General features: G+C 66.8%; 21 protein-coding genes. 8 read left to right on the forward strand and 13 right to left on the reverse strand.

Annotated elements, in window-relative coordinates:
* Window positions 1-20 precede the first annotated feature (20 nt).
* Window positions 21-641, reverse strand: coding sequence for a hypothetical protein (locus C4900_RS17415; protein ID WP_411675234.1), 621 nt, complete (start codon window positions 639-641; stop codon window positions 21-23).
* 111 nt (window positions 642-752) lie between these two features.
* On the opposite strand from C4900_RS17415, the gene C4900_RS13715 reads away from it, so the two are divergent.
* The 4 genes from C4900_RS13715 (at window position 753) to C4900_RS13730 (ending at window position 3,624) form a co-directional block, all read left to right on the forward strand.
* A complete protein-coding gene (locus C4900_RS13715; protein ID WP_170132543.1) occupies window positions 753-2,126 on the forward strand; it encodes a transposase in 1,374 nt (457 codons plus the stop codon).
* On the forward strand, window positions 2,104-2,313 hold the full coding sequence (locus C4900_RS13720; protein WP_211306967.1) for a restriction endonuclease subunit S: 210 nt from the start codon (window positions 2,104-2,106) through the stop codon (window positions 2,311-2,313). Before C4900_RS13715 ends, C4900_RS13720 begins: the two co-directional genes overlap by 23 nt.
* A gap of 145 nt (window positions 2,314-2,458) precedes the next feature.
* Window positions 2,459-3,151 carry an NYN domain-containing protein gene (locus C4900_RS13725; RefSeq protein WP_114283262.1) on the forward strand — a complete coding sequence of 231 codons (693 nt, stop codon included), beginning with the start codon at window positions 2,459-2,461 and terminating at the stop codon, window positions 3,149-3,151.
* Complete coding sequence (locus C4900_RS13730; protein WP_233431988.1) at window positions 3,148-3,624, forward strand: YgjP-like metallopeptidase domain-containing protein; 477 nt, start codon at window positions 3,148-3,150, stop codon at window positions 3,622-3,624. The genes C4900_RS13725 and C4900_RS13730 overlap by 4 nt, the downstream gene beginning before the upstream one ends.
* 26 nt (window positions 3,625-3,650) lie before the next feature.
* On the opposite strand, the gene C4900_RS13735 is transcribed toward C4900_RS13730, so the two are convergent.
* From C4900_RS13735 to C4900_RS13785, 11 genes are all read right to left on the reverse strand, one after another.
* Window positions 3,651-4,745 carry a 5-(carboxyamino)imidazole ribonucleotide synthase gene (locus tag C4900_RS13735; RefSeq protein WP_114283263.1) on the reverse strand — a complete coding sequence of 365 codons (1,095 nt, stop codon included), beginning with the start codon at window positions 4,743-4,745 and terminating at the stop codon, window positions 3,651-3,653.
* The gene (gene purE, locus C4900_RS13740) at window positions 4,742-5,233 is read right to left on the reverse strand and encodes a 5-(carboxyamino)imidazole ribonucleotide mutase (RefSeq protein ID WP_114283264.1); all 492 of its coding nucleotides are present in this window, start codon (window positions 5,231-5,233) and stop codon (window positions 4,742-4,744) included. The genes C4900_RS13735 and purE overlap by 4 nt, the downstream gene beginning before the upstream one ends.
* Window positions 5,234-5,811: 578 nt before the next feature.
* A complete protein-coding gene (locus tag C4900_RS13745; RefSeq protein WP_114283265.1) occupies window positions 5,812-8,292 on the reverse strand; it encodes a DEAD/DEAH box helicase in 2,481 nt (826 codons plus the stop codon).
* 247 nt (window positions 8,293-8,539) lie between these two features.
* Window positions 8,540-9,571: an L-threonylcarbamoyladenylate synthase gene (locus C4900_RS13750; protein WP_114283552.1), complete on the reverse strand. Its 1,032-nt coding sequence runs from the start codon at window positions 9,569-9,571 to the stop codon at window positions 8,540-8,542.
* Window positions 9,568-10,272 (reverse strand): dethiobiotin synthase, encoded by a 705-nt coding sequence (gene bioD / locus C4900_RS13755; RefSeq protein WP_065972290.1) that lies wholly within the window; start codon window positions 10,270-10,272, stop codon window positions 9,568-9,570. The genes C4900_RS13750 and bioD overlap by 4 nt, the downstream gene beginning before the upstream one ends.
* Before the next feature lie 152 nt (window positions 10,273-10,424).
* Window positions 10,425-11,681 carry an adenosylmethionine--8-amino-7-oxononanoate transaminase gene (bioA, locus tag C4900_RS13760; RefSeq protein WP_211306968.1) on the reverse strand — a complete coding sequence of 419 codons (1,257 nt, stop codon included), beginning with the start codon at window positions 11,679-11,681 and terminating at the stop codon, window positions 10,425-10,427.
* Window positions 11,682-11,767: 86 nt separating this feature from the next.
* Complete coding sequence (ilvD, locus tag C4900_RS13765) at window positions 11,768-13,447, reverse strand: dihydroxy-acid dehydratase (RefSeq protein WP_114283267.1); 1,680 nt, start codon at window positions 13,445-13,447, stop codon at window positions 11,768-11,770.
* A gap of 99 nt (window positions 13,448-13,546) precedes the next feature.
* Window positions 13,547-14,674 carry a dihydroorotase gene (gene pyrC, locus C4900_RS13770; RefSeq protein WP_083996345.1) on the reverse strand — a complete coding sequence of 376 codons (1,128 nt, stop codon included), beginning with the start codon at window positions 14,672-14,674 and terminating at the stop codon, window positions 13,547-13,549.
* 105 nt (window positions 14,675-14,779) lie between these two features.
* On the reverse strand, window positions 14,780-15,664 hold the full coding sequence (locus C4900_RS13775) for a DUF6671 family protein (RefSeq protein ID WP_065972288.1): 885 nt from the start codon (window positions 15,662-15,664) through the stop codon (window positions 14,780-14,782).
* On the reverse strand, window positions 15,661-17,928 hold the full coding sequence (locus C4900_RS13780; protein ID WP_170132544.1) for a putative inorganic carbon transporter subunit DabA: 2,268 nt from the start codon (window positions 17,926-17,928) through the stop codon (window positions 15,661-15,663). Before C4900_RS13780 ends, C4900_RS13775 begins: the two co-directional genes overlap by 4 nt.
* Before the next feature lie 189 nt (window positions 17,929-18,117).
* Window positions 18,118-19,431 carry a class II fructose-bisphosphate aldolase gene (locus C4900_RS13785; protein ID WP_170132545.1) on the reverse strand — a complete coding sequence of 438 codons (1,314 nt, stop codon included), beginning with the start codon at window positions 19,429-19,431 and terminating at the stop codon, window positions 18,118-18,120.
* Between the two features lie 275 nt (window positions 19,432-19,706).
* On the opposite strand from C4900_RS13785, the gene C4900_RS13790 reads away from it, so the two are divergent.
* The gene (locus C4900_RS13790) at window positions 19,707-20,693 is read left to right on the forward strand and encodes a LysR family transcriptional regulator (protein WP_114283270.1); all 987 of its coding nucleotides are present in this window, start codon (window positions 19,707-19,709) and stop codon (window positions 20,691-20,693) included.
* A 34-nt stretch (window positions 20,694-20,727) separates the two neighbouring features.
* Here C4900_RS13790 and C4900_RS13795 read toward each other — a convergent pair whose 3' ends face one another.
* Entirely contained in the window at window positions 20,728-21,819 is a 1,092-nt protein-coding gene (locus tag C4900_RS13795; RefSeq protein WP_065972284.1) for an SIR2 family protein, read from the reverse strand.
* Between the two features lie 340 nt (window positions 21,820-22,159).
* On the opposite strand from C4900_RS13795, the gene C4900_RS13800 reads away from it, so the two are divergent.
* From C4900_RS13800 to C4900_RS13810, 3 genes are read left to right on the forward strand one after another with little or no spacing between them, the layout of a single operon-like run.
* Window positions 22,160-23,116 carry a hypothetical protein gene (locus C4900_RS13800; protein WP_147267195.1) on the forward strand — a complete coding sequence of 319 codons (957 nt, stop codon included), beginning with the start codon at window positions 22,160-22,162 and terminating at the stop codon, window positions 23,114-23,116.
* Between the two features lie 32 nt (window positions 23,117-23,148).
* The gene (locus C4900_RS13805; protein ID WP_065972293.1) at window positions 23,149-23,703 is read left to right on the forward strand and encodes a GTP-binding protein; all 555 of its coding nucleotides are present in this window, start codon (window positions 23,149-23,151) and stop codon (window positions 23,701-23,703) included.
* Complete coding sequence (locus C4900_RS13810; RefSeq protein ID WP_065972282.1) at window positions 23,700-24,128, forward strand: roadblock/LC7 domain-containing protein; 429 nt, start codon at window positions 23,700-23,702, stop codon at window positions 24,126-24,128. Before C4900_RS13805 ends, C4900_RS13810 begins: the two co-directional genes overlap by 4 nt.
* Window positions 24,129-24,137: the final 9 nt, after the last annotated feature.

A 24,137-nucleotide genomic window follows, 5' to 3' on the forward strand; every position in this document is an offset into this window, starting at 1 on the left:
AGCCGGTCGAAGGCGAGCTGTCAGTCATTACCAAGCAGCAGGCCGGAGAAGCGGACTACACAGCCTGAGTCCGAGCAGGTGGATAAATGGTTCGTCCAATGCCGAATCGGCGGATCTCGGGGCGCTACTACGGCGATTCGAGGCGTTACGGGAAGCCGATAAGAAAATTGAGGGCGATCTGGCGGGCGCCCTTGCGCAACTGGGCAAACTGGCATGAACAGTGCGGAAACTGGAAGCGTCACTCTAGCCGAGTTATAGAATGGCGCGGGAATACCCATCCTCTTCAGGGGATGGGATGAGAGCCGCCGCCCGGAAGGGCGGCTATTTCCCCTGGCATTCCTGGATATAGCGACGAATGACCTCCGCCCATACAGGCGCCCGCCGTCCCCACTAGTATGCCTGAGTCCAGAGCTGTCCCCGGCCACAGAAGCGCTTGAGCTTGGGGGGCCTCTCCCGCCGCGTGCGCGAGCTGTACCCCGTGAGCCTCCGACGATGGTCGCCGGAGGCCATCGGGGCGGGGCGGATACGAAACCATGCCCATGGTCACCATCCGTTTCCAGGGCCCGCAGCCGAACATCGTGCCGATCGCAGCATGCGGCGCTCAATGCCTTGCAGGCTGCTTCCCCGGCGCCTGTGAGAATGTAGCGCTAATACTTACTCTGGTATCGCCCGAAGGGATAGGCGATCTGGTAGGGTGTCCCCCGGGTTTTTCCCACTGGCAGGGTCTCGTTCATACAGTGAGAATATCCGCCATGGAACGTGTGCGCACCGTCTCGCTCAAGGGCCTTTCCAGGCGCCAAGCATCCATCGTTAGCGAGGGCCAGAGGGAAGCGGCGCGGGTCTGGACCGCATGCCGGGACAGGCACCGCAAGGCGCGCCAGGAACGCACGCCCTGGCCTACACGCGATGAATATCACAAGGCCACTCCCGGTGGGCGCTTCGCCCCGCACTCGCAAAGCATCCAGCAGGTCTTTCGCGCCTTCGATGCCGCCGTGGATTCGGCGGGGAAAAACCGCCGCAATGGCGGCCAGGAGATCCGCTATCCCTACAAGGACAAGCGCTTCTATCCGTTGATGTGGTCAGCCCAAGCCATGCACCGGGAAGCAAGACGCATGGTGCTACCCATGGGGCGGGGCCGCCCGTCCTTGGTGTTCCCGCGACCCGTATGGCTCTCGAGAAAGTGCGCCTGCCAGATGGTCTGGAACGGGGTGCATAACGAACTCCCTATCAGCCTGGAAGAACCGGATTCGCACACCCCTGATTGGGGCACTACGGAAAAGCATGCCACCGTGGATCTCGGTCAGATCCATCAGGCCGCCGTGGTGACCAATACCGGCGAGGCCCTGGTCGTCTCCGGACGCGGGATCCGCTCCCTGAAGCATCAACAGAGTAAACAGTTAGGTGAAATCGCCAGCCAACGCTCCCGCTGCCAAAAGGGCTCCCGGCGCTGGCGCAAGCTCGGGCGGACCCGGGCAAAGCGCACCTTGCGATGTAAGCGCCAGGTGCGCGGCCTACGCCACAAGGGCACCCGCCAGGTGGGGGATTTCTGTAAGGGGCGCGGCATCGAGGCCCTTTTTGTCGGCGATGGCGTGCCACCGCTGCGGCCGCCCCTACAACCTGCGCCTGAGCCAGCGGGAGTACGGCCAAGGACATCGATGACCTGCAACAGAAGTCCGAACAAGACCGCATCGTGCCTTGTGGGCCGCATGACCCATGCGTCACCGGGGATGAGCGTGGTACATCCAGCCGGCATGGCCACCCGCAGGGGGGGCATGGCCACCCGCAGAGGTGGTGTCCTGTATACGGCCACCGTCACAAGCCCCAAGGGCGGAACTCGCGGTGCCAGGCCTGTGGCCTTGAAGGCCGCCGGGATGTCGTCGGCGGGGTCGACATGTACCCGCCGGCGTTTGGTCAAGTGGTGCCGTTTCCGAAGCGCATCACGTATCACCGTCCAGGACCTTTGCGGTCTTGGCGGTGTAGTCGCCCGGGCACGGGCCACCGCTTCTTGCACTACTACCCGCAAACGCAGCAATCGCGAATGGATAGCGAAGCCCCAAAAGGGACGCAGAAGAACATCAATATCCAGTTTTGTCCCCGTGGCCTGTGCCCATCCCGGCTCTCGATGAACAACGCGACATCGTCGCCATCCTCGACGCCATCGACCGCAAGATCGACCTGCATCGCAAGAAGCGGGTGACGCTGGAGGAACTGTTCAAGACCTTGTTGCACAAGCTGATGACGGGCGAGATCCGGGTGGACGACCTCGACCTGTCGGCCCTCGATCCGCCGAGGATGGCGCTGGCGGCGCCTTGACGACTAAGGAGAGTTTGGCTATGGTACCTACATCATCCGCCCCTGGCAGTAAGCCTTCCCCCCTTATCCGGGAAGCGCCAAACCCCGGGGCAATTTTTTTTCACGCTCCCGCTCGACCGACCTGCTGTATCACGTCTCCCCGACAATGACCGCCGTCATGGTCGATGTCGGCTTCTACCTGACTCAGGCCCAGCGTATCTTCGGCCGGCAACATCCCGAAGAGGCAGCCAAAAGGCTCCATCAGTTCGCGCTCGATCACCTGAACGACGACAAGAGGCGGCGCGTCGCTCGGCTCTACCGCATTTTCGTCTATGACGCGCCGCCCGCCGCCTGGAAAGGGCATACCCCAATCGGAAAGAACGCCATCGACCTTGGAGAATCCGCGACGGCGAAGTGGCGCAATACGTTCCACGAAACCCTCCGCGGCCTGCGCAAGGTGGCGCTGCGCCTGGGCGAGATACCGACAAGCCAGGTTCGTTGGCAACTCAAGCCGGAGATCTTGAAGGATCTGACCAACGGACGAAAGCGCTGGGAGCAACTCACCGACGATGACTTCCGGCTGGATCTGCGCCAGAAGGGTGTGGACATGCGCCTGGGGCTCGACATCGCCTCCTTGGCGTACCAGCGGAACGTCAACCAGATCGTATTGATCTCCGGCGATGCGGATTTCGTACCCGCAGCCAAGCTCGCCCGCCGCTCGGGCATCGATTTCATCCTTGATCCCATGTGGGCCACGATCCGGCCCGCCCTGTTCGAACATATCGACGGTCTGCGCAGTGTATGCCCAAAGCCGGGCACCAAACCGGCCTCGGGCATCGAGGGATCCGCCACGCCATGACCACCCTCAAAACCAGCGAGGCCGCGAGCGTGCAGTTCCCCATGGTCAAGCATGCCGGGGAGATCGGCTGGGAACCGCTCACGCCCTTCGAGGCACTGACGCTGCGGGCCGACGAATCCTCCAGCCTGTTCCGTGTCGTACTGGAGCGGAAGATCCTCGAATTCAACCCGCGAGTCTCAAAGGACGCGGCGCGCTCCATCGTCGAGACATTTCTCGTCGGCAAGGATGAGCGCTTCCAAGATTACGTCATCGTGCACGAGCTTCTGCATTTGCGCTTCTCAACCCACGGGAGGATGTTCAAGGCGCTGATGAGCGCCTGCAAGGAAGCTGCATCTATTGCGGTGACCCTCCCGAAACTGTCGACCACGCGTCATCACGTGTGTTCCTGGACGATCCGCTTCCCAAAAACGTACCGGTCGTCGAAGCCTACCGGGAGCGCAACGGCGGCTTCTCGTTGGACGAAGAATATCTGACGTGACTACTGGAGTGCGTCATGGCCTTAACCCGCGCCGCCGGCATCGGCGAGCATGCGCAGGCGGGCCAGGGCATCGAGGACGTCGCCCTCGCGAGGGGCACGTACCGTGGCATGGCCGAGCTTGCGGCCGGGTCGCGCGGCCTTTCCATAGACGTGGAGGTGGGTGCCCGGTACAGCGAGCACCGCCGATGCCTCGGGCAGATAACCCACGAAATTGACCATGCCCGACGGCGCCAACCCATGCGTCGCGCCAAGCGGCAGACCGAGCACGGCGCGCATATGATTCTCGAACTGACTGGTCTCGGCCCCCTCCAGGGTCCAGTGGCCGGAATTGTGCACCCGCGGCGCCATCTCGTTGGCGAGCAACATGTCGCCCTTCTGAAAGAACTCCACGGCCAGCACCCCCACATAGTCGAGATGCGCAAGGAGCCGGCCGACGTAGCCCTCGGCGCGCGATGCCATCGGGTCCCCGGGGCGTGCCCGCGATTGCACGAGAACGCCGTTTCTATGGACATTCTCGGTCAGCGGATAGAAGCGCGCATCGCCGTCGGCGCTGCGCACGGCGACCAGAGAGACCTCGCGATCGAAGGCCACGAAACCCTCCAGGATCAATGGCGTGCCGGACAACGCGGCGAACGCGGCATCGACGTCGCCGGGAGTGCGCAGTACCCGCTGACCCTTGCCGTCGTAGCCCATGGTGCGGGTCTTTAAGACCGCCGGCCAACCGGTAACGGCGAGCGCCCGATCCAGGTCCGCGCGCGTGTCGACGGCCACGAACGGCGGTGTCGATAGGCCGAGATCGGCAAACAGGCGCTTCTCATGCCAGCGGTCGCGCGCCAGGGCGAGCGCCCCGGGGTGCGGATGCACGCGGACCCGGGAGGCCAAGCGGCGCAGGCTCGCCTCGGGCACGTTCTCGAATTCATAGGTCACGACCGTGGCCCGGCGGGCCAGCTCGTCTAATAGGCGCGCATCGCCGTAATCGCCGCACAGCAGCTCTCCGGCGGTGCGCGCGCAGGCATCCGGGGCGGGATCCAGGAAGAGGCAACGGATACCGAGCGGCTGACCGGCCATGGCCAGCATCTGCGCCAGTTGGCCCCCCCCGATAATGCCGACGATCATGGGATGCGCGGGTCTCCATGGGCAAGAACGGCCTCGGTCTGCCGGGCCCGAAAGGCCGCTAGCGCCTCGCGGATCGCGCTATCGTATGCGGCCAGCAGCGCGGCTGCGAACAACGCCGCATTGATCGCCCCGGCCTTGCCGATGGCAAAGGTGGCGACCGGAACGCCGGCCGGCATCTGGACGATGGACAACAGGGAATCAAGCCCGTTCAAGGCCTGAGACTGCACGGGCACCCCCAGCACCGGGAGCATAGTCTTCGCGGCCACCATACCCGGCAGATGGGCGGCGCCCCCCGCCCCGGCGATGAGGACGCGCAGCCCGCGCCCCTCGGCCTGCGCGGCATAATGGAACAGCAAATCGGGGGTGCGATGCGCCGAGACGACCTGGACCTCATGGGCGATACCGAGATCAGTCAGCGCCTGCGCGCCATGCTGCATCGTGTCCCAATCGGAACGCGACCCCATGATGATACCCACTCGTGCCGCCATCAGGCCTCCCAACGTCGGTTCCGGCCCATAGACGTCTATCGCGTAGCCGGGTGTCCCAAGGTCTGGGCATTGTGTCACAGCCTGCGTGCTCCTGTCCCTCACGCCATACCCATCGATCGCGCCCAGGCCCGCCGCCGGCAAGCGCAAGCCGCCACAACAGCGACCGGTGGGCCCAGGCCACGATCGCACCCTCGCGCCCGCCAACCCCAGGGCAGGGCTCGAACGGCCGAATCCCTTGCGGCACCAGCCCGGCTCGCATCGGTTGTGCGAGACCGGCGTTTGCAAAGCAAGCAGTCTGCGTCTTCGGCCCTTGGCCACATGGCTGCCGGAAAGATCGACGGCGCGTGGCGGAGACGACCCTATCGGGCAATCCGCCATCCGCAATGCCGCCCGCCCGCGGCGCTGTGCGCGCATCTCCCGGCGCCTTAGAGGTCTCGCGGCCGCGCAACCTGTATCCATGCCCCCGAGCTCGCGTGCCGGACCTGCCGCCCTAGCGCCTCAGGGACACGAATCGGGGGCGGTATCTTGATCCCGGGCTCAGATGGCGGCAAGCCATGGCATGCGCTGGTTCACGGCCATCACGAGGAGTCGCAACCCTGGAATGCCTCGATGAACCGCGCCAGCGCAGCCGCCAGTTCACGCGCCATCTCCGGTGACGGTAACGGGATTTTGAGCGAGGACCGGCCGCTTGGCGCGTCGCGCTCAACCCAGGGATGGACGGCACCATTGTCGTGAGCGGCGGCAAAGGCGCCGAGCAACTGACGGCCGAGACCCGCGAGGGTCACCCAGGGATCCTGCGCGGCGTGCGCCGTGGCAGGCGCGGACCGGTCACGCCCCTCCCCCGGGACCATCGGCACCGCCCCGGTATCACCGGCGACACCCTGCCCGCCCGATCTCGCACCCGCATTCGGCGCCGCGGACTCGAAGGCGTGCTCCTCGGCAGGTGCCACCTCCGCGGCCTCCCCCATGCGCCCGGTGACGTTCTCCACGTCCTTCATGAATCGGTTGAGGCGCGAGCCGCCAAGCGATACCTCGCCTGCCCCTCCATCCAGAATGCCAGCCGAGAGCGAGCGCTTGAAGGCAAGCACCCCCAGCATGCCCTCCTCGATGGTCCCCTTGGCCACGAGATTCACGATGCGCACCGGACGTTTCTGTCCCATGCGGTGGATGCGCGCGATACGCTGCTCGAGGATCGCCGGATTCCAGGGCAGATCCATGTTGATGAGCGTGGTGGCATGCTGCAGGTTGAGGCCGGTGCTGCCGGCATCCGTGGACAGAAAGACCCGGCAATCCGCATCATCGCGAAATCGCTGCACGAGTGCCGGGCGCTTCTCCGAGGGCACCCCGCCATGAAAGCTCACGTAACCCAGGCCGCGGGCCTTGAGCCTGCGGATGACGATGTCATGACTGCGCGTCCACTGCGAGAAGATGACGGCCTTGGCGTCTTGCGCGGCAAGGTCATCCACCAGCGCCGCCACCTCATCGGCCTTCACGCCATGGTCGCTCTCCTGATCGAGCAGATAGGTGCTGTTGCACGCCATGCGCATGTTCTGCAGCGCGCAGGTCAGGCGCCTTTGATCCGTATCCGACAGAAAGCGCGTCTTGCGCCAACGCTGGACGATGCGCGCGACGATATCGGCGTTGTCCTCGTGGTAGCGCATCTGCGCCTCGGTCATGGGGACGAGGATGGTGCTGTCGGTCCGCTCCGGGAGCTGGCGCAGGACCTCGGCCTTGCGCCGCCGGATCATGATAGGTGCGAGCGTCTTGCCGATCGTGTCGAGACCGGCGTAACCGATGACGCGCCCGGCCTCGTCGCGCACCTGGTGCTCGTGCAAAAGTCTCCAGGTCGGTCCGAGTCTGTGCTGATCGACATATTGCACGATGGAGATCAGCTCCTCGAGCTTGTTCTCGAGCGGCGTCCCCGTGAGTACGACGGCATAGGGACTGTCGATGCGCTTCAAGGCCCGTGCCGCAATCGTGTTCCAGTTCTTAATACGCTGCGCCTCGTCGACTATGACGAGTTCCGGCGCCCAGCCGGTAATGAGATCGAGGTCTGGATCGAGCTTTTCGTAATTGGTGATCTTGCAAAAGTCGTCGCGGGCGTAATCCTTCTGTCGTTGCGCGCGGCCCCCGGCGATCACCCGTGCCTTACGCCCGGCAAAACGCAAAAACTCGCCCTGCCACTGATACTTGAGCGACGTCGGACAGACCACGAGCACGCGCGAGACCCCGAAATGGCGCGCCAGGATCTCGGCGGCGGCAATCGCCTGCGCGGTCTTGCCAAGCCCCATCTCATCGCCTATGAGCGCACGCCCCGCGCGCGCCGCGAACAAGGCGCCCTCGACCTGATAGGGGTAGAGGGCAAGCTTCGTGAGCCGCGCGCGACCCCAGTCGGCGGCACCCCTTGGGAACAGCCGGTCCAGGGTCCGGGCGCGGTGCGCGGCATCGCGCCACCCGGCGACGAAATCCAGGACCTCGCCGGGGACCCGCAGCTCGTGGCCGGCCTTGGCCGCTGCATTCATGAAGGACTCCAGATCATCCACACGATCGGGGTGCAAATCGCCCCGGGGTTGCGCGAAAAGTCGCGCCGCCGCCTTGCGCAAGGCGGCGGGACACGCGCTCCCCGGCCGGAATCGGACCGAGCGGCGACCGTCATTATGCAAAACCAGTTCCGAAAACACCGGCTGATAGCCGCGCGCGAAGGCGGCCTTGGCACCGCGCTTCTTAAGGAGTTTGGCGAGCACGAATTCTATATGCTTGCAGGTACCGAGCTCGTTGGTGGCGAAATCGGGACAGGAACAGCGGTTGTCGCCTGGCTGCAGCCCACGGATCGTCACACGGTAGCGGGAACGGCTCGCCGGGTTGCTGACCTGAAAATCGGAGAATATCGCCTCATCCCCGATGTTCTTCCAGTGAAACGCCTGTTCGCGCCCGAACTGCCGGCGCAAGGCGCGCTGCCAGTCGACGGGGGCGAGATCGGCGGGTTTATGGGTATGGGAGATCTTCGGTGGCGCGCGCCTCTTGGGGCGCGCACGGGCCTTGCGGTCTTGGGTCTTCATCGATTCCTCACGAGACAGTCCCGGGCTTTGGTGGCAAGGGGCGCGGCGTCCGGCATCGCCCGTTGTGGAGACCCCGCCTGCCGCAACAGGGCCAAACCGCCGGCACGCGTCCGATCAGGGTCCCCGCCCGGCGTCGCGGCGTCCCCACGCGACGCGCCCACGATACCGGTTTTCCGAGCGGATGGCACGATCAGGACCCGCATCGGGAGGGGCGACACGTGCGACCCCGACGCCAACGCAAGTTGCGTTATTTCCGGCGCGGTGCGCCCGACTCCCTGTGCCCCGCGGCCTCGGAGGCGGCATCGCCCCGGGCTGCGCGTTCCAGACGATCGCAGACGGCATCCCACGCCTCGGTGGCGGGTGGCCGCTCGACCAGCACCACGCGACAACCCCAACGATCGATGGCGCGCAGGCGCGCATATAAGGCGCGGCCATAGGCACCGGCCGCCCGCGGCATCACCAGCCAGCGACACCGCACGGGCCCCCGAGCCGGGGGATGCCGCGCGATCACGGCCAGGGGCCACGGCCCGTGGCGCCACTCCCGATCGGCATCGGTGACCAGCCGTAACGGGGTCGCGGGGGCGTAATGGGAAGGGAGACGCCCGGGGGCGCGGGGGCCGCCGGTCACGGCAAACGCCGGCGTCTGGCCGATGATCGCGGCCAGCGCCCGCGGCGCCACCGCGCCTGGACGCAGTATGCGCGGTACGGGCCCGCTTAGGTCGAGAATGGTGGACTCCAGACCGACTGCGCAAGCCCCGCCATCCAGGATCGCATCCACCGCGTCCCCCAGCCCCTCGACGACATGCGCGGCGGTGGTCGGGCTTACACCGCCAAACGGATTGGCCGAGGGCGCGGCCACCCCGCGCCCGAAGGCCGTGAGCAGTGCCAGCGCCACGGGATGCGCCGGGACGCGCAGACCGACCGTGTCCTGGCCGCCGGTGACGGCATCGGGCAGGCCCGGGGCGCGGCGCAGGATCAGCGTCAAGGGCCCCGGCCAAAAATGTTCGGCAAGCCGCCAGGCGACCGGTGGGATGTCGCGCGCGTAGCGAGGCATCTGATCGGCATCGCGGATATGGACGATCAGGGGGTGGTCGGCCGGGCGCCCCTTGGCCGCGAACACGCCCGCCACGGCCGCGGCATGGTGCGCGTCCGCGCCCAAACCATAGACGGTCTCGGTCGGAAACGCGACCAGCCCGCCGCGATCCAGGATCCGCGCGGCGCGCGCAATCTCCGATGCCGGGACGTGTCGCTGGGTCGCCAGCCCGTCCTCGGGGCTCATCCGCCGGTATTCGTGACGAGCGCCGCCACGACCGCCGTCAGAGAAGGCGCGATCGCGCGCCATATCGGGATGCCGTGCGCGTCATGGTGGTAGGGGACGAGCACCGGATCGCACCCGAGCCAACGGCCGACATCGACGCCGTTATTCATCCGCGGGTCCGCGCTCGGCACCGTCTCGTTCAACACAACGCCGGCCAGGGGCAGGCCGCGACGCGCCACGGCCTCGGTCGTCAGGAGCGTTTGATGGATCGCCCCGAGCCGGTCGGCGCAAACGACCAGCACCGGGAGACCGAGGGCCGCGGCCAGATCGGCGTTGAGACCATCGCTTGTGAGCGGCGAATAGAATCCGCCGGCGCCCTCCACCAACAGAAAGTCCTCGGGGCCTACCCCGTCGCGACACCCCTGGATCAGGTCGTCCAGGCGCAAGGTCCGCCCCTCCAGGGCCGCGGCGCGCTCGGGCGACAACGCGGCGCGAAACCGATAACGACCGATGCGTGCAAGCGGCTCCCGGCCGCTGATCGCCGCATGATAGGTCTCGCCATCACCAGGATGCGCGCAACCCTGTTCGCTGTCATAACCCGACTCCACGGGCTTGCGCGGCCGTACCACAAGCCCCTCACAGGATAGTCGCCAGGCCAAGGCGGCACCGACGGCGGTCTTGCCGACACCCGTGTCGCTCCCGGTAATGAACACCCCACGCATCACACCTCCTTCACAACCATCCCTGATCCCCGGCCCCGCATCCCGGCGCGCCGGCGACCCCACCCGACCGATAGCATGGCATCCCGCCACGCCCATTCACGCATCCCACCCGGCCGCCACCCCCTGGGGCGACATGCCTCCCGGCGACCACCTCAGATGTCCGCTAATACGCGCGTGATGGCCGCGGTCAATACCGACAGGTCCTCGCGACTTATCACATAAGGGGGCATCACATAGACGAGCCGACCGAAGGGGCGCACCCACACACCGGCGTCCACGAACCGCGCCATGAGCACCGACGAGTCGAGGGCCACGCGGGTCTCCACGACCCCGATCGCGCCCAGCACCCGCACATCAGCGACCGCGGCCAGACGGCGGCAGGGCTCGAGTTCACGGGCCAGCTGGCCGGCAATAGCGCCGACGCGGGTCTGCCAATCGCCGGCCATCAGCAGGTCGATACTGGCCACCGCCGCCGCGCACGCCAAAGGATTGGCCATGAACGTGGGCCCATGCATAAGACAGCCGGCCTCGCCATGCCCGATCACCGTGGCAATACGATCGGTGGTCAGGGTCGCGGCCAGGGTCATGTAGCCCCCGGTCAGGGCCTTACCGAGGCACAGGATGTCCGGCGTCACCTGCGCATGATCGCACGCCAGAAACCGCCCGGTGCGACCGAAGCCCGTGGCGATCTCATCGGCGATGAGCAGTACATCATGGGTAGCGCACAAGGCGCGCACCTCGCGCAGGTATTGCGGATGATAAAACCACATCCCGCCCGCGCCTTGCGCGATGGGCTCGAGGATGACCGCCGCCAGCTCGCCGGCATGCGCGGCGATCAGCTCGGCGAACTCGGTGATGGCCGACGGCTCCCAAGGACCATCGAACCGGCACGCCGGCCGCGGCGCGAACACCTGCTCCGGGATAAGCCCGGCAAACAGGCGATGCATACCGGTGACCGGATCACACACCGACATGGCGGCAAAGGTGTCGCCGTGGTAACCCCCACGCACAGTGAGGAGCCGGTGCTTGCCCGGTCGCCCGCACCCCTGCCAATACTGGATCGCCATCTTGATGGCGACCTCCACGGCCACCGACCCCGAGTCGCACAGAAAGACCTTTTCGAGGGGCGCCGGGGTGAGATCCACGAGTCGCCGCCCGAGATCGATCGCCGGTCCGTGCGTAAGCCCCCCGAACATCACATGCGCCATGCGCCCTAACTGCTCGCCGACGGCCTGATTCAGGATCGGGTGGTTATAGCCATGGATCGCCGCCCACCACGAACTCATGCCATCGATCAGCCGCCGCCCATCGGCGAGCGTAAGCCGCACGCCATCGGCCGCCACCACCGGCCACACCGGCGCGCCCATGGGCGCGTACGGATGCCAGAGGTGCGCATGGTCGAATGCCACCGCGCGTCCCCAGTCCCGGGGCTCGGACCACCGGTTGTCTGTGCTACCCGCCTGCGATCTCATCTTACGAGTCGGACCCGTCCTGCTCACGCCCCATCGGTCACCGCGCCGCGGCTCGCCGATGAGACCTGGCGCGCGTATTTGGCCAAGATCCCGCGCGTGTAACGCGCCACGGGAGGCACCCAGAGGGCGCGGCGGCGCGCAAGCTCCTCCTCGGGTACGTCGAGGTGCAAGATGCGCCGCTCGGCGTCGATGATCACCCTATCGCCGTCGGCCACCAACGCGATCGTGCCGCCGACCGCGGCCTCCGGCGCCACATGCCCCACCACCATACCATAAGTGCCGCCGGAGAAACGCCCGTCGGTGACGAGCCCCACGAGGTCGCCGAGCCCCTGACCGACGAGCGCGGCGGTGGGCGAGAGCATTTCGCGCATACCCGGACCCCCGCGCGGCCCCTCATACCGAATCACGACCACATCCCCCGCCGCGATGCGCCGCTCCAGAATGGCGGCCATGCACGCCTCCTCGGAATCGAACACGCGCGCCGGGCCGGCGATCCTCGGGACCTTGACGCCGCTGGTCTTGGCGAGCGCCCCCTCCTCTGCGAGATTGCCCTTGAGGATCGCGAGGTGACCATGCGCATAGACCGGTCGCGCCCAGGGCCTTATGACGTCCTGATCCGCGCGCGGATGTTCGGGCACATCCCGTAGGACCTCGGAGAGCGTCTGCCCGGTCACGGTCAGCGCATCGCCGTGCAAAAGGCCGTGCGCGAGCAGCATCTTCATCACCTGCGGTACCCCGCCGGCGCGGTGCAGGTCGGTGGCGACATAACGGCCGGATGGCTTTAGGTCGCACAACACCGGGACGCGGCGACTGAAGGCATCGAAATCATCGAGCGCCAGTTCCACACCGGCGGCATGCGCGATCGCCGGCAGATGGAGGACGGCATTGGTGGAGCCGCCCAACGCCATGAGTAGCGCAAGCCCGTTTTCGAAGGCCTTGCGCGTCAGGATCGCATGCGGCAGCCGGCGGGCCTTTATGGCCTCGACCAGCACCCTTGCCGACTGCGCCGCGCTGTCGGCCTTTTCGGCGTCCTCGGCGGTCATGGTCGCAGAGTAGGGCAGGCTCATGCCCATGGCCTCGAACAGCGCCGACATGGTGTTGGCGGTGTACATGCCGCCGCACGAGCCCGCGCCGGGGCAGGCCTTGCGCTCGATCTCGTGCAATTCCCGGTCATCCATAGTGCCGGCGATACGCGCGCCGACCGCCTCGAACACGCTCACGATGGTGAGATCGCGCCCGTCATGATGGCCGGGCTTGATCGTGCCCCCATAGACGAACACCGCCGGGATATTGAGCCGCGCGATGGCGATCATGGCGCCCGGCATGTTCTTGTCGCAGCCACCGAAGGCCAGCACGCCGTCCAGGCTCTGGCCGGCGCACACGGTCTCTATCGAATCGGCGATGACCTCGCGCGACACCAGGGAGTATTTCATGCCCTCGGTGCCCATGGAGATGCCATCCGAGATCGTGATGGTCCCGAACATCTGCGGCATGGCACCGGCGGCCGCCAGGGCCGCCTCCGCGCGCCCGGCAAGCGGCCCGATTCCCATGTTGCACGGCGTGATGGTGCTGTGGGCATTGGCCACGCCCACGATCGGCTTTGCGAAATCGCCGTCGCCAAATCCAGTGGCGCGCAACAGGGCCCGGTTGGGGGCCCGTTCTATGCCGGTGGTCACCACGCGGCTTTTATGATTGTCAGACATGCTGTTCTCCTGGAAACGAGGGTCGATAGGCATCCCGGCCCTTGCCGGGTGGGTATGCGCGGATGGGGCCGCCGTCCGCCTCCGCAAGCGGCCCACGGGTCAGTCGGCCAGGCGCCACGCGACCGTCTCTCCGGCGCGCAACGGTACCAGCACGTCGAAGCCTGCGGCCATCGTGGATGGGACCTGCCAAGGCTCCTTGATGAGCGTGATGCGCTCCTGATTACGCGGCAGCCGGTAAAAGTCCGGGCCATGGCGACTGGCGAACGCCTCCAGCCGGGCGAGCGCGCGGGCCTCCTCGAAGACCTCGGCGTAGAGCTCCAGGGCGGCATGCGCGGTATAAATCCCGGCGCATCCGCAGGCCGACTCCTTGGCGTGCCGGGGATGCGGCGCGCTGTCGGTCCCGAGGAAGAATTTCGGACTGCCCCCAGTGGCCGCGCCCACCAGCGCGGCGCGATGGTGGGCGCGTTTTAAGAGCGGCCGGCAGTAATGGTGCGGGCGCAGGCCGCCTGCAAAGAGCGCGTTGCGATCGAGCAACAGATGGTGCGCGGTGATCGTGGCCGCCAGGGTGTCGGGACCCGCGCTCACGAAATCGACCGCGGCACGGGTGGTGATGTGCTCCAGAACCAGGCGCAGGCCTGGGAAGGCGCGCATGAGCGGCGCCAGCTGACGCTCGAGGAACACCGCCTCGCGATCGAAGACATCCACTGCGGGGTCTGTGACCTCGCCGTGCAAGAGCAGCGGGAGATCGAGACGCTCCATGACCGCCAGCACCGGATAGCAACGCTTCAGGTCGTGCACACCCTGCGTGGCATGGGTGGTGGCACCGGCCGGATAATACTTGACGGCGCGCACCAGGCCGCAGGCATGCGCGTGACTCACCTCCGATGGTCGTGTCGTCTCGGTCAGATACAAGGTCATCAACGGCTCGAAGCGTGCGCCTGCCGGCAAGGCCGCCAGGATGCGCGCGCGATAGGCCAGGGCCTCGTCGACCGTGCGCACCGGGGGATCGAGATTGGGCATGACGATGGCGCGCGCGAAGCGCCGCGCGGTATCCGCCACCGCCGCGGCCATCATCGCCCCATCCCGCAGATGGACATGCCAGTCGTCGGGGCGGATCAGGCTGAGATGCGTGACCGGCGCCGGGTATCGCGACCGCTCGGCCGCCCCCGCAGGGTGCCGCGCCCGATGGTCGCGACCGCCGTTCACCGGGCCCTCGCGGCGCACCATGGGCTAAGACTGCCCGACCCAGACCACCGGCAGCGGCCGGCCGACACGGGTGGCCGGAACGCGGCGAATGCTGTGGCCCTGGGGCTTGCCGTCTCCATGCAGGCGTCAGGGATTACAGAGATCGCAACGCGCCGGATCGGCGTGCGCCGGATCGTCGCACGCGCGCGTCACCCGATGCCCGCACTTTTGACACCCATGGACCTCGGCCCGCGTCTCGCGCGTGGGGGCCCCACAGGCCTGGCAGGGGAGTCCGGCGATGGTCTCCACCGTCCAGAACCCAGGGGTGCGGCACACAGGACACAACGATGCCAGGCGCCGGCCGAGATCGACGGCGGCGAGCCGGATATTGACGAGACGCGTGGGGTTCGCATAGGCGCGCAGATCCACCTCCACGAACACACGCCCGCTCGACGACTGCGCGCGCGCCCTCTCATAGGCCGTCTTGAACCCCGACCAATCGGCGATCCCCTTGCGCATGCGCCCATCCCCATCGCCGTCCGGTCTTAGGACCAGATAGTGCTCGGGAAAGCGTACGGTATGCGCAAAGCGCTCGGCGTCGTCCCAGCATGCCGCCAGGGTCTGGGCGCTGTTGGCTCGACCCTGCGCCATGCCGACCACCTCGAGCCCCAATAGCTCATCCCGAAAGACCAGCAATTCGATATTCCAGGGGAATATCCCGGCAAAGGGATCGAGGGTGAAGGACCCCTCGCTGGCAAGCCCCACGGGCAGCCCCGAGAGCTCCATGCCGATGCGCGCCTTGTGGCGGGCGGCCTCGATCTGCGTACCGGCGCGCGGGATATCGCGCGTGAATGTCCCAAGGAGATCGGTGTCGTATCCCGCCACCCGCTCGACGAGACAACCCACGAAACCCTCGAGCACCGGGCCCACGATACGCTCCTTGCCGTGCTGGGTCAGAAACGCCACGCGCCGCCCGCGATAGAGGCTGCGGGTCGACGGGGCGCAGCTCGCCACATGTCCGCCCGGACTCATGACAGCTGCCCCCAGCGCCCGTCGCGGGCGCGCAAGAACAGGCCGCCGGCCTCACTATCCATCTGAAACAGAAACAACCACCCGTGCTCCACCACGCTGCGCACGATCTCGTGGCCGGCCAGGACCTCGTCGATCCGCGCGCGCGGCGCCTCCACGAACGCGTTCAGACGCAGGGGCTCGTGGAGCCAGTGGCGGCCGTCAAACAGCGACTGGATCGGGAGGCCGTTTCTGAGGTCGCCGCCCGCGCCCTCCAACACCCCGACGCATCCGCCCACCGCGTTGTGCAGGGCCTTGTTGCCGCCACCGAAGCGCTTGTGGTCGACCACCGATGCGTAGTAGCGCATGTTCATCCAGTACGCGGCCATCATCGGCGTGGTCATGATGTACCGGAGAATCCGGAAATCCGCATCCCGGCGCCACGCATAATCATGCAGGAACGCGCGGCCATCCAGGGCCATACCCTCGGTACGGGCGCGCGGCGCGGCAATAAAGGCGGCATTGCCGACAAATTCCGGGTCGGCTGCGGCCCGCGACCGTTCCGGCGTGCGCGCCCCGGCCGGGGCGCTCGCCAGGTGGGACGCCAAGACCGGCGAGACAGGCGCGCGGGCGCGCTCTTCCCGCGTGCGCGCGCCGGCCCCCTCCAGGGCCGCGCGCGTATCCCGCAGATCCTGGGCATGGCTAAGCTCCCATGGCCCGGTATCGAGCACGGCGACCTCGTCATGCGCGCCGTCATAGCGCGCCGCCACGAAGCGGGTATCCGCGGGGATCGCAACCCCCTCTTGCGCAAGCCGCGCGCGCAGCGCGCGGTCGTTCAGCCAGGCCGCCACCATCGGCGCATCCAGCTCGCCGATCCGGTATTCGCTGGGCCCGGAGCCCGCGTCCTGCGGCCTGTGCGCCGACGATGGACCATGATCGATCAGCAACACCAGGCGCGCCAGGCCGTCTGCAAGCGACATGCCGCGCAGCAGGGCCGCGGCCATGGCGCCCCGGTCGGCATCCGTGATGGCCGCCCGGTGCTCGAGGTCCGCGCCCGGCCCTTTCGGGCGCACCGATGGCGTGACGGGTGCAACGGCCTCCACGAACGGGGCGCGGGCGAACGCGAGCGCGCAAAAACCGCTGAATCCGAGGGTCTGGATCCAGGGGGCGACCGTCTCCAGGGCGCGCCGAAAGACCTCCACACGATTGTGCATGCAAAAGACCGCCTGGACCGCGACACGGCCCTGTCCGGCATGGCGGTCAGGTCGCTCCCCGCACGCGGCGAGATCGGCGACGATGCGCCGCCGGTATCCAAGCTCAAGCGCCGCCTGAAGGACCGAGTCGACCTGGACATCGGGCGTCATGCGCGTCGCGGGCAGCGACGGCAGCGACGCGAGCGCCGTCTGCCAAGCGACCTCCAGTCGCGACCCCGGGACTGCGCGAAACACAATGAACTCCCAGGCCAGCCGGATGGCGAGCAGCTGTTCGATGTCCGTGGGGTCGGCGTCGACCCCGCGTGCCCGAGGCCTATCCGCCACGCGCGTCGCCCACCCGCCGATATCGAGCAGTGCGGCGTGGCAATAGTCCACGACATGGGCATCGGGGATGGCCAGCGTCTTCAAGACAAGCGCAATGGAGGCAAGCGGCCGCCGGGGCAGCCCGGCGACGATGTCGGCCACCCCCTTGAGCCCCATCGCCCGGGGACTCGCATCCAGTCTCGCAAAACCCCGCCACGCCTCGTAGAGGGGCTCATCGCGCCACGGCAGGGGCCACGCGGCCTGGCCCGCGTCGAAGTAGGCGGCAGCGAACTGGCTGATGCGCTCGACGCAGAACGCCGCCCACGGCGTAGGCGCGTCGATGCGTTGCCACACATGCGATACGAGCGGGAGCCTCTGGACGGGTGGCGCGCCATCGTGCATCAAAAGCCGCGCTACAGACCCTTCATCGGATGGCAGGCCATGGGCCTTCAGGGCCTCGGCGATATCGCCGCGCGTGATGCGGCCGCTCGCGACCTGCTCTCGATAGTAGCGGCGCGGCATGGTGAGCGGGGACCCGGCGACGCGCGCCAGGGTCACCCCCGCCACCTCGAAATCCAGATGACGTAAGCCGAAGTAGGGATTGACGACGGCCGCTGCGCCCTGCGACCAGGCCGGCGCGAGCCGATCACAGGCGGTGCGCACCGCGCCCCGCCAGGCCGCAGGGCGCGCCGGCGTCCCCTCGGTCAGGGCGTGACGGCCGGCAAGCGATCCCTCGCCATGGGACGCCGGTATCCCTAAGGGGCCATCCATGGCGCCCCCTCCGGATGCGCATGGCAGGGACGGGGCGCACGGATCACAAACGCCCGCGCGTCCATCGACCGCGGCCCCGTTCCTGTTTGCAAGATCCTGGTCATGGACTTGAGCTCCCGCCACACCACCCATCGCGGCACGAGGGAATTTTAAAGATCCACGAAAATAAGTGACACTTGATATTAGAAATTATGAGCATTTACCACGGTTAATTCCCGTTGGCGACACACCGCTCCCGTCCAGCCCTTGGCCGTGCCCCGCCCCATCCCGGCTGGGGCGCACGAGATCGCAGAGCGGGGCCGATGAAGACGCCCGGGGCGCGATCTCCGGGATCGTATCGATCATGTGGTAATCACCCTCGATGCGATCGGATATCACCGGCGCCAGACGCCGATCCATGAATCCGGTATAGGCCGGGTGCCTGCGAAAGGCGTCGGCCGCCGCCACCGAGGCAAGGCGCGTCAGCAGGCAGTGACGATAACGGCCGCCCTCATCCGCAACACTTCCGGCGTGAACGGAGCGTACGCCCGGTATGCCCGATAGCAGCCGCTGCCCCTCGGTCATCAGGGCCCGCAACGCCTGTGCATCCAGACGCGGCGTATCGTACACAACGACATGCAGGATATTGGTCCACGGGCGACAACGATCGAGCACCTCCGCGGCGCGGCCCGCCGAGCCCCACGCGCGCAGGCGCGGCTCGATCTGCGCTACGATCATCTCGTGCAGGCCCTCCTTCAGGGCACTGTAAGGGGCGTGACGATCGCGCCGCACATTGGCCCGCAGCCGCTCGCCCGCGAGGGCGTCCGGGACCACGGAACACGAGATCTTGGCCGCGCCTTGCATGATGAGCCTGCGGTAGTGCTCATCAGCGAGCCCCATCTCGCCCGCTATGACCAAGGGCATCCCGAGCGCGGCATTGAGCTCCTTGAGCCGCCCCCAATCGAGCCGCGACTTGCCTCGCCCACGCACCATCGCCGCCGACACCACCAGGAAATCCACCTGGGTGCGTTCGACAAAGCCGCAGGCCTCGGCCACGGTCGCATATTGGATGGTGCGCGATGCGTGGCCGTCGCCCGCATCGGTGTCGGACACATAGGCCAATTCACCCTCTACCGGCACGCCGCAGGCATGCGCCGTATCCACGATCGCGCGCGTACGGTCGATGTGGCGAAAGAGCGACTCGCGAAGGGCGCTCGCGACGACGCCATTGGCACCCAGGCATACGCCGTGCCGGACGGAATCGGCGTCAGTCCCGCCACCGAATTGGATCGCCACGGGCACAGTGGCGCGCGCGCCCGCGGCCTCCACGGCCGCCATGGCCCAAGCGAACACCGCGTCCTGCGAGCGCGGCTTGGCGACACGCAGGATCACTGGGGCACGCGCCGATTCCGCCGCGGCCAATACCGTCGGCAGGAAATCCAGATCCGCGAGTTCGAAGGCGCCCACCGCATAGCCGTTGGCATAAGCGTGCGCAAGCATGTCCTTCATATCGACCAACGGCATAAGAAGCCCCCAAAGAGTGAATCCTGGCGGCCGCGGCCCGAGACCACCGGGACGGCCTGTGAGATGGTGCGCGCGACAACCGCGCATGGGCCGGGGTGCCCGAGATCCGGGGTGGGACGGCCCTGGGTGATCCGCTACCCGCGCTCGCCGGCCGGCCGCGTCATGCCCTCGCCATCAACCCGCACCACGCCACCCGGTTAGGCAGGATCGAATTTAGAGAGTAAACTGGCTAAAGAGAACTCAGTCTTCATTAGCATAGCCATTTACCGTAGTTAATGATCAATCATTGGACACTCCAGCAACTGCGGCTCTTCGAGGCGGTCGCCCGCCATCGCAGCTACACGCGCGCCGCCGAGGAACTGTGCCTGACGCAGCCTGCGGTCCACATCCAGGTGCGCAGGCTCGAGGAGATCGTGGGCCTGCCACTGATCGAACGGGTCGGCAAAAAGCTCCTGCTGACGCGCGCCGGCGAGGAGGTCTATGCCGCCACGGTCGCGGTGCTGGATCAGTTGCGCGGGCTGGTCGGGGAGATCGCGGACATGAAGGGCAAGGTGGCCGGCCCCCTGAAGATGGCGGTGGTCACTTCCGCCAAGTTCTTCATGCCGCATTTCCTCGGGCTTTTCGTGCAAGAGCACCCGGACGTGGCGCCTCAGCTCACGGTCACGAACCGCGCGCGGGTGCTGGAACGTCTGGCGGACAACGTCGATGACTTCGTGGTCATGGGCCAAATCCCAAGCGACATGGATCTCGCCGTCCGGCCGTTCATGGATAATCTGTTGGTGGTGGTGGCGCACCCGGACCATCCCTTGGCGAGACGCGCGCAGATCCCCCTGGAGGTGGTCGTCCGCGAACGCTTCCTGTTGCGTGAGGCCGGTTCCGGTACGCGCATGTCGGCCGCGCAGATGTTCGCCGAACACGGACTCGACGTGGAACCCTATATGGAGCTTGGCTCGAGCGAGGCCATAAAGCAGGCGATCATGGCCGGTCTCGGGATCTCGGTTCTGGCCCTGAGCAGTCTGGAACTGGAACTGGAGGCCGGGCGCCTCGTCATCCTGGATGTCGTAGGCTTCCCCCTGCACCGCACCTGGTACGCGGTGCACCTGCACGGCAAGCATCTGGGCCTCACGGCCAGCACGTTCCTGGACTTTCTGGTGAAGGAGGGCCCGGACCTCGGGGTCCGCAAGGGCTGGGTGGCGGAACTCCAGCCTGGCCACCGCCCGCGCACCCCGCAAAAACGGCTCGGAAAGGCGGGCCGCCGGTAGCAGCGGCGCGCCGCAGGGGGCGGGCCCGCGTCTGCTATCTCGTACCCGGCTCCGGCCACTTCTGGCGCTTTTTCAAGATGCCCTCCACCAAGCCAATGGCGCGCTCGAAGCTTGTCGCCACATGCCGGAAGCGAATGCGCGCACCGGGCCCGAGCATGCTCTGGAAGCGTGGCCCGACCCGCTCATCGGGATCGTACACGCGGAACATCTCCAGCGGATGATCCCCGACCGACCCCAGCGCATACAGATAGCGAAAGAACAGATCCGACTCCGGCAACGAGTACCCGATCACGAAAATATGCTGGGCATCCGACAATTCCTGGGCGGCCTGCGCCCACACGCGGGTGAACTGGCTCTGATAACCGTATTTGTTCCATGTGGGTGGTACTATTACCGGATGCTCGCCTGATGGACGGTCGAGGATGCTGGCCGTGGTGCACAGCCGGAACACGCCCTCCGCCTGCCTGCGGAACACCGTGCCTGCCGACTCGGCCAGCAGCCGATCCATGCGCCACGGCACGACCTCTCCTCCGCTACCCCCCACCCAATTGAGCGAGCCGTGGAGCTTCAGGAGCGGGATGCCGGAGGGCGGGTCGGAGTCGTCCAGGCAATAGCGCACCGGGATCCCTCCTCGATGCAGGGCGTAGTCCAAGGCCAGGTCATAATTGAACGTGAGGATGGCGTGGCGATACGGAGGGGACGCGGCCTGACTCTCGCGCAGCAATTCCACAAACCTGGGGTAGGGGTCGGGCGCCACCGGCAGCTCCCCGGGCCGGTCCTCGTTGAAGTTGAGCGTCGACTCCAGGGTATAGGCGATGACGGTCTTCAAGGCCGCGATCAGGGCATCGATGTCGTCCACTCCATAGCCCGGCATGCGGCCGAGGAGCCGGGCCATCTCGAAGGCCGCAAATACGCTCTCGACATGGGTGATGTCCAGATCCTGGGCCTTGGAGTGCACGGCCTGGAGCTTGCCGATCGCCTCGAAGACCTTCGCGAAATCCCCCGCGCGACCCTGCACGGCGCCGGTAAACAACAGCCGGCGCGCCTTGTCCAGAAAGCTGCTCATGACCGGCGCACCACCTTGCTGCGACGCCCCTGCCCCGAGTATGAATACCACGTCCGCCACTCATAACCTCCCAAGCTGCGTCGGCACCGGCCACCCTTTACGGTCTTACGATACTACGAAACTCCCAGGATATTCCATACATGTACTCACCCGCCGCGCCCACCCGCCGTCCGATATATCGATACTGCTATGACAAATTGCCGTTCCCGGGTTAAGCGTGGATCGACACGGATACCAAAAGCATAGAGTCCGGTAAATTGTGATACTTGCCAATATTAAGTGTTCCTGATAACGCCACATCCGTTACATTGCCTCACAGGATCGCTGTCATGCACATAAAGACGGCGGCGGCGATGATCGCTTGGCGCATAAGGGCGGCATATAACGCATGGGGGGCTTTGTGGATCTTACGAAAAGCGTCGTGACCTACGGCTTTCACGGGGTGACCGATACCGAAAAGGCCCTGCTCCAGGCCATGATCGAGCGCATATCCCGCGATCTGCCGGGCCCGGTGGCGCATGTGCCGGCCCATGACGCGCAGATCGTGTTCTTCGACGGGCCGGCGCCCTGCCCGGACGGGGCCTGCGGCCGGCTCGTGCGCATGGTCCGCGATGCCAACGCACAGCGCTTCTCGGGTGGCCTGCGCATGCCGCCCCACGTCACGGATCTCCTCGACATCTTTACGGATTTCGTACAACAGGAGGCCTATGCGCACACCCAGTGCGGGGCCATGAAGTCGCTGGTCCGCACGCTTCACGAGCTGTTCCAGACCCGCGGGGCGCCGCATGCCCTGGTTGACGAAAATGGTGCAGGTCTTGTCCTCTACCCGGCCGACCGGCAGTTCTCATGGTCGGGCTCCGGGGACAAACCGGCCCTATCCGAGCTCTTCCAATCGCACCGGCTCCCGGGACTCGGCCTGCGCCCATGGGACGCGTCCGAACCGGGGGAAGACCGGGAACGGCGCAGCATCGAGCCCCTGTTCTGGCATATGGGGCTTGCGCATGCACGCTGCGGGCTCGTGCCATGGGTCGGGCATGACGATCTCCTCAAGATGCGCGCATGGCCCTATCTCGCAGGACAGGGACCGGCGACCGCCACCCGGCTTGCCACCGCCCTGCGCGCCCGACCGCGGAGCGTTGCGGCCCTGGCGGATGCCGCCCGCGCCCCCGAAACCGAGGCCGTGGCCTTCGCCAATGCCGCACTTTTGTGCGGCTTCGTGGTGACCGTAAGGCCCACGGAGACCCATACCCCAGGGCGTCAGGCACCCCTCCGCGACAGGGGTGCCGGGGCCCTGGGCGCGGCGCGAGTGCCAGGCATTCTCGGGGCCATACGCAATGCCCTGGGGATACGCGCGTGAACGACGAGCTGAAACTCTTGTTTGCAGGGGCGATGGGCGCGGGGAAGACCACCGCGATACGCGCAATCAGCGAGATCGCGCCGATAACGACCGAGGCCGCAAACGGGGATCGTACGGAGTGCGACAAGGACGAGACCACCGTGGCCATGGACTATGGCGAGATCACCCTGGCCACCGGCGAGAAGCTACGGCTGTATGGCACCCCGGGTCAGGCGCGCTTTCAGTTCATGTGGCCGATCCTCGCCACCGGGGCGCTCGGCGTGGTGATCTTGATCGACAACTCGCGCCCCGACCCCCTGGCGGATCTCGCGCTCTACCTCGATGCCTTTCGCACGCTCGCCGATAGCGGCGCGGTGGTGGTGGGTGTCGGACACATGGATTGCTGCCCGCGGCCATCGCTCGAGGCCTATGCCGAACGCCTGGCGGCGCTCGATGTGGTGGTCCCGGTCATGCCCGCCGACGCCCGCCGACGCGACGACGTCCTGGAGATGCTTGCGATACTCCTGCAGCAGATCGAGGCGACTTCGGCCTATGACGAGGCGACTGACGCTGGTATCGGCCATGACTGGATAGGGGCTACGCCATGAATGCGCGCGTCATGCCACCGGAACTGATCGCGGCATTCGACGAAGAGATTCGACGGCTGCATGCCCGCGTATCGGGCGTCATCGGCTGCGTACTCGCCACCACAGACGGGCGGCGGGTGTCAGCGGTGGTCGACAACGAGGCCGATCCGCAGCGGGTATCGGCGATGGTGGGATCGATCGTGGCGCTCGGCGAGACCATCGGCCGCGAGGTCATGATCGGACGCACGCAGTTTGTCGCGGTCAGCGCAGTGGACGGCATGATCCTGCTGCAGAGGGTACCGGCCAGACGCGACCTGCTGGTCGTGGGCACGCTCGCCCGGCGCCATACCAATCTCGGGATTCTTCTGCATGAAACCGGGATTACCGCCGAGGCCGCGGCCCGGACGTTCGACGAATGGCTGGGGCGCGACCCGCAGCCGGCGTGATGGCGGGCG

Source organism: Acidiferrobacter thiooxydans (genome assembly GCF_003333315.1).
GTDB lineage: Bacteria > Pseudomonadota > Gammaproteobacteria > Acidiferrobacterales > Acidiferrobacteraceae > Acidiferrobacter > Acidiferrobacter thiooxydans.